The organism is Aquimarina discodermiae, from assembly GCF_040786235.1.
In the GTDB taxonomy this organism is placed as follows: domain Bacteria; phylum Bacteroidota; class Bacteroidia; order Flavobacteriales; family Flavobacteriaceae; genus Aquimarina.
Window position 1 is genome coordinate 113,089 of record NZ_JBFMKP010000020.1, and the last position, 6,684, is coordinate 119,772.

Genomic DNA, 6,684 nt, shown 5'->3' on the forward strand with positions numbered 1-6,684 from the left:
TGAAAATATATGTTGTTGGTTTTAAATTAAAAGTTAATGGTCGATTTTTTTTTGACATTAGACTATTTTATTTGAAATTAACATCATCAAAATTAATCACGAATCATGGAAATAAGAGACACGCTTCAACTTCGTTCTTTTGCAGAATATAAGGAAGCTTATCAGGAAAGTGTAACAAACCCTGAAGCATTTTGGGATACAGTAGCAGAAAAATTCTACTGGCATAAAAGATGGAATAAAACATTAGATTGGGATTTTTCAAAACCTGAAATAAAATGGTTTGAAGGGGGTAAATTGAATATTACCGAAAATTGCCTGGACCGTCATCTTGAAAAACTTGGAAATAAAACCGCAATCATATGGGAGCCTAACGATCCAGATGAAGAATCGAGACATATCACCTATAGACAACTTTATGTTAAAGTATGTCACTTTGCTAATGTCTTAAAGAATAATGGAATCAAAAAAGGAGATAGAGTGTGTTTATACATGCCTATGATTCCAGAGCTTGCAATTGCCATGTTGGCCTGTGCTCGTATAGGAGCAGTGCATTCTATTGTATTTGCAGGATTCTCAAGTACAGCAATTGCTAGTAGAATTAATGATTCGCAATGTAAAATGCTTATTACGGCTAATGAAGTCTATAGAGGAGCAAAGCCAGTAAAACTAAAAGAAATGTGTGATGAAGCATTGAAGCAGACTCCATCTATAGAAACCGTAATCGTATATAGAAGAACGGTAGAGCCTACACCAATGCAAGAGGGAAGAGATAAGTTTTGGTTTGATGAATTGCAAAAAGTGAGCAAAGAATGCCCTGCAGAAGTTATGGATGCAGAAGATATGTTGTTTATTTTGTATACATCTGGTTCTACAGGAAAGCCCAAAGGAATGGTGCATACAACAGGAGGGTATATGGTATATACTGCCTATACTTTTGCAAATGTGTTTCAATGTGATCACATAGCGGCTTCCGGAAACAAGTCTCAAGGAGGAAATAACGGTGATGTATATTGGTGTACAGCAGATATAGGCTGGATTACAGGGCATTCGTATATTATTTATGGTCCCCTGGCAACAGGAGCTACGACAGTGATGTTCGAAGGAGTACCAAGTTATCCTGATTATGGACGTTTCTGGGAAATTTGTGATAAGCTGAATGTTACTCATTTTTATACGGCTCCAACCGCTATTAGAGCATTGGCCAAACAACCCATAGAATTAGTAAATCAACATGATTTGTCATCGCTTAAAGTTTTAGGATCGGTAGGAGAACCTATAAACGAAGAAGCTTGGCATTGGTATAATGATAATATAGGAAAAGGAAATGCTCCTATTGTAGATACTTGGTGGCAAACAGAAACAGGAGGGATCATGATTTCTCCTTTGGCCGGAATCACACCAACACGCCCAACCTTTGCAACCTTGCCATTACCTGGGATTCAACCGGTTTTGATGGATGAAGAAGGAAATGAGATAGAATTTAAGTCAGAAAAATCAGAAGGACGCCTGGCGATTAAATTTCCCTGGCCTTCGATAGCTAGGACTATTTATGGAAATCACCAACGATACAAAGAGGTATATTTCTCTACTTATCAGAATATGTACTTTACAGGTGACGGTGCATATAGAGATGCTACTGGAAATTTCAGGATTACGGGTAGAGTAGATGATGTAGTGATTGTATCTGGGCATAATTTGGGTACAGCTCCTATAGAAAATGCTATTAATGAGCATTTGGCAGTGGCAGAATCTGCTATTGTTGGATTTCCACATGATATAAAAGGAACCGCATTGTATGCATATGTAACCTTGTATGAAGGACAAACAGGAGATGATTCTCTTATTTCAGAAATCAGAAACCAAGTTTCAAATACCATTGGACCGATTGCAAAACCAGATAAAGTTCAGTTTGTAAACGGGTTGCCTAAAACAAGAAGTGGTAAGATAATGAGAAGAATCTTACGAAAAATAGCATCAAGCGATACTTCTAATTTAGGAGATACTTCTACACTTTTAAATCCAGAAGTGGTAGAAGAGATTATGGAAAATGCATTATAAGTATGTAAAAAACAAAAGCCCTCGTTACTATAAACGAGGGCTTTTTATTTATTTATCAATGTTTTAAATTAATCGAAATAGCTAAAAGTGTCTCCATCCTTAATATTCAAAATGCTTTCGTAGATAAGCTTGATTACATTTTCAACATCATCTCTATGAACCATTTCTACCGTTGTATGCATATATCGTAGAGGTAAAGAAATCAAAGCAGAAGCAACTCCTCCATTACTATAAGCAAATGCATCTGTATCAGTTCCTGTCATTCTACTTGATGCCATACGCTGAAATGGAATCTCTTTATCTTCTGCGGTATCAATTAGTAACTCTCTAAGTTTATTTTGTACAGCTGGTGCATATGAGATAACCGGTCCATCACCAATTTTAGTTTCCCCTTGTGTTTTCTTTTCGATCATTGGGGTTGTTGTATCATGACAAACATCAGTAACAATTGCCACGTCTGGTTTAATGGTTTGGGTGATCATTTCTGCTCCTCTAAGACCGATTTCTTCTTGTACAGAATTGGTAATATATAACCCAAACGGAAGCTCTTTTTTATTTTCTTTAAGTAAACGAGCTACTTCAGCAATCATAAATCCACCCATTCGATTGTCCAGAGCACGGCAAACAAACTTGTCATTATTAAGTATAAAAAACTCATCTGGATAAGTAATAACGCACCCAACATGAACTCCAAGCTCTAGAACTTCTTCTTTTGTAGTACACCCTACATCTATACATATATTGTCTAGTTTAGGTGCCTCTTCTTTTGCTCTGTTTCTCGTGTGTATTGCGGGCCAACCAAAAACTCCCTTAACAATCCCTTTTTTAGTATGAATATTTACACGTTTAGAAGTGGCAATTTGGTGATCACTACCGCCGTTTCTAATTACATAGATAAGTCCGTTATCAGTAATATAATTTACATACCATGAGATTTCATCTGCATGACCTTCGATAACGACTTTGTACTTTGCTTTTGGATTGATAACTCCAACTGCAGTTCCGTAGGTATCTGTGATAAACTCATCTACATAAGGTTTTAAATAATCCATCCAGATTTTTTGCCCTTCCCATTCATAACCGGTAGGGGCAGCATTATTTAGATATTTTTCAAGAAAAGTTAACGATTGTTTATTTAGAATGCTCTTTTTTGCCATCGAATAATTGTTTTATTAATGAAACTTTGTGTTGAAAAGTAATGTAGCAATGCGTCTGTTGGTGACGCTTGTTTTTGATACTATGTAAAAAACGTTGCTTTCGAACTTTTAAAATAAAAATTAATTAAATATTCATATAAGTCTATTTTATAGAATATTTAATGCGAAAATAGCAATATTCACATAGATTTTACAGTTTACAAATGGTTAATTGTTAATTTTGGGATAGATTTAATTTGACTTATATTTTTTATGTTAAAACATATATCGTTTATAGTAATATTACTAAGCACGCTAGTATCTGCCCAAGAAGATAATAATAAAGTATTGGATACTACAGGGTATGTTCAGTATTATATTGTAGAAGGAGATACAATTCCGCATGAGGCAATTGATCTTGATGAAGTAGTTATTTTAGGAAAATTAAGTTTTAAAGATAAACTTGCAAGAAGAAAGTATCTAATTCTTAGGCGAAAAACAAGAAAAGTGTATCCTTATGCCAAACTAGCTGCAGATAGACTCACCACTCTTAATGAACGATTGGTTACAATCGAATCTAAACGTAAGCGTAAACGCTATATTAAAATACTTCAGAAATACATGGAAGAAGAGTTTACCAAAGAATTAAAAAAACTTACCCGTACAGAAGGTCAGATATTAGTTAAGTTGATTTATAGGCAAACAGGTAAGACGATGTTCGAGTTGGTAAAAGAATATAGAAGTGGATGGAGAGCATTTTGGTATAATAATACTGCAAGACTTTTTAATATCTCCTTAAAAGAAAAATACGATCCTATTAATATAGAAGAAGACTATTGGATAGAAGATATTTTACAGCGTAGTTTTCAATCTAATATATTACAAGAACAAAAAACAGCATTAAGTTTTAGTTTTTATGATTTGCGAAATAAATGGACAGATGATACTAAAACAACATCTGTGAAAAAAAAGTGACCGTTTAGAGTTTATGATATTACTATAGTATAGTTGTTGTATTTTTTAGATGGTGTCAATTCTTTTTCCTTGATAATAGTATAAAGGTGTTAGTTTTGATAATAAGAGAGGTGTTTTTGTATTAAAAAAGTAAAAGAAATTTATTCTTAATTTCAGAAAATTCATTATCTTCGTGTTCTATCTTTTTTAAAATCAAGTGTTTCCTGTTTTCTTAGAGGATTTATTGATAAATAATTTAAAAAAGCCCTTGCCGATTTAAGAAAAGGTTTTATGTTTGCACCCGCAAAACGGCTATAAGTTTTGTTGTTCATTGAGGTATTAATTTTGAGATTTATTTTTTAATTATTTTTTAATTATTTTTTTTAAAAAAGTCTTGTCAGAATAAAAAAAGGTTGTAGGTTTGCAGCCGCAAAACGGGAGATTGTTTTGTAAGTTCATAGACAGGATTTGATTTTAAGAAAGGGTTAAAAAACTTTAAAAAAAAAGATCAAAAAAATTGTGATTAGAAATAAAAAAGGTTGTAGGTTTGCAGCCGCAAAACGGAGGATTGTTTTGTAGGAGTTCTGATTATTTTTTGAGATTATTAAGAGATTAATAAATTTCAAAAAAAAGTTTAAAAAAAGCTTTGTAGAATAAAAAAGGGTTGTATATTTGCACCCGCTTTAAGAAACAGAGCGAAGTTCATAAAAAGATTGTACTGGAGTAAGATGTTTTAAAAGGCATTTATAGGGTTCGATTCCTTATTGATTAACAAGTATTTACTGGCGAAGAAGATTGCTTCAGTAATTATAAAAAGTTCATAGACATATTGATTGACAGCGCGTATTTAACTAGAGATAGTTATTTACATATTAAAGAATAAAGACTAGAAACATCAAAGAGTACGATAAATTCCGTTGTTTTGTTTTCAAATAATATTTAAAGACAAACGATGAAGAGTTTGATCCTGGCTCAGGATGAACGCTAGCGGCAGGCTTAACACATGCAAGTCGAGGGGTAACAGGATAGCTTGCTATTGCTGACGACCGGCGCACGGGTGCGTAACGCGTATAGAACCTACCTTATAGTAAGGGATAGCCCAGAGAAATTTGGATTAATACCTTATAGTATCTTAAGTGAGCATTCATTAAAGATTAAAGATTTATTGCTATAAGATGGCTATGCGTTCTATTAGCTAGTTGGTATGGTAACGGCATACCAAGGCTACGATAGATAGGGGTCCTGAGAGGGAGATCCCCCACACTGGTACTGAGACACGGACCAGACTCCTACGGGAGGCAGCAGTGAGGAATATTGGACAATGGAGGCAACTCTGATCCAGCCATGCCGCGTGTAGGAAGACTGCCCTATGGGTTGTAAACTACTTTTATAGAGGAAGAAACCCCGATATGTATATCGGTTTGACGGTACTCTACGAATAAGGATCGGCTAACTCCGTGCCAGCAGCCGCGGTAATACGGAGGATCCAAGCGTTATCCGGAATCATTGGGTTTAAAGGGTCCGTAGGCGGGTCTATAAGTCAGTGGTGAAAGTTTGCGGCTCAACCGTAAAATTGCCATTGATACTGTAGGTCTTGAATTATTGTGAAGTGGTTAGAATGTGTAGTGTAGCGGTGAAATGCATAGATATTACACAGAATACCGATTGCGAAGGCAGATCACTAACAATTGATTGACGCTAAGGGACGAAAGCGTGGGTAGCGAACAGGATTAGATACCCTGGTAGTCCACGCCGTAAACGATGGTTACTAGCTGTTCGGACTTCGGTCTGAGTGGCTAAGCGAAAGTGATAAGTAACCCACCTGGGGAGTACGTTCGCAAGAATGAAACTCAAAGGAATTGACGGGGGCCCGCACAAGCGGTGGAGCATGTGGTTTAATTCGATGATACGCGAGGAACCTTACCAGGGCTTAAATGTAGATTGACAGGACTAGAGATAGTTTTTTCTTCGGACAATTTACAAGGTGCTGCATGGTTGTCGTCAGCTCGTGCCGTGAGGTGTCAGGTTAAGTCCTATAACGAGCGCAACCCCTGTTGTTAGTTGCCAGCGAGTCATGTCGGGAACTCTAGCAAGACTGCCGGTGCAAACCGCGAGGAAGGTGGGGATGACGTCAAATCATCACGGCCCTTACGTCCTGGGCCACACACGTGCTACAATGGTAGGTACAGAGAGCAGCCACTTGGTGACAAGGAGCGAATCTATAAAGCCTATCACAGTTCGGATCGGAGTCTGCAACTCGACTCCGTGAAGCTGGAATCGCTAGTAATCGGATATCAGCCATGATCCGGTGAATACGTTCCCGGGCCTTGTACACACCGCCCGTCAAGCCATGGAAGCTGGGGGTACCTGAAGTCCGTCACCGTAAGGAGCGGCCTAGGGTAAAACTGGTAACTGGGGCTAAGTCGTAACAAGGTAGCCGTACCGGAAGGTGCGGCTGGAACACCTCCTTTCTAGAGAAATGCATTACGATGGAATGTACTTTAAGGTGTTTATAGTCTTTAGCTGTTAATTAATT

3 protein-coding genes and 1 rRNA gene are annotated in these 6,684 nt (G+C 36.8%); 3 read left to right on the forward strand and 1 reads right to left on the reverse strand.

The window, feature by feature from the left end:
• Positions 1–105 precede the first annotated feature (105 nt).
• A complete protein-coding gene (gene acs, locus ABW636_RS14340) occupies positions 106–2,058 on the forward strand; it encodes an acetate--CoA ligase (RefSeq protein WP_367590753.1) in 1,953 nt (650 codons plus the stop codon).
• A 68-nt stretch (positions 2,059–2,126) separates the two neighbouring features.
• Here the strand turns inward: acs and ABW636_RS14345 are convergent, their stop codons facing one another.
• Positions 2,127–3,215, reverse strand: a complete 1,089-nt coding sequence (locus tag ABW636_RS14345) for a M42 family metallopeptidase (RefSeq protein WP_367590754.1) — start codon at positions 3,213–3,215, stop codon at positions 2,127–2,129.
• Between the two features lie 252 nt (positions 3,216–3,467).
• Between ABW636_RS14345 and ABW636_RS14350 the strand changes: the two genes are divergently transcribed.
• Together ABW636_RS14350 and ABW636_RS14355 are read left to right on the forward strand one after the other, a co-directional pair.
• Positions 3,468–4,169 carry a DUF4294 domain-containing protein gene (locus ABW636_RS14350; protein ID WP_367590755.1) on the forward strand — a complete coding sequence of 234 codons (702 nt, stop codon included), beginning with the start codon at positions 3,468–3,470 and terminating at the stop codon, positions 4,167–4,169.
• Positions 4,170–5,097: 928 nt separating this feature from the next.
• Positions 5,098–6,619 (forward strand): 16S ribosomal RNA (locus ABW636_RS14355).
• The last annotated feature ends 65 nt before the right edge of the window (positions 6,620–6,684 follow it).

Excerpts from the sequence above, each read along its gene's own strand:
- ABW636_RS14350 (WP_367590755.1), top strand. The coding sequence starts at position 3,468 with ATGTTAAAACATATATCGTTTATAGTAATATTACTAAGCACGCTAGTA.
- acs (WP_367590753.1), top strand. The coding sequence starts at position 106 with ATGGAAATAAGAGACACGCTTCAACTTCGTTCTTTTGCAGAATATAAG.
- ABW636_RS14345 (WP_367590754.1), bottom strand. The coding sequence starts at position 3,215 with ATGGCAAAAAAGAGCATTCTAAATAAACAATCGTTAACTTTTCTTGAA.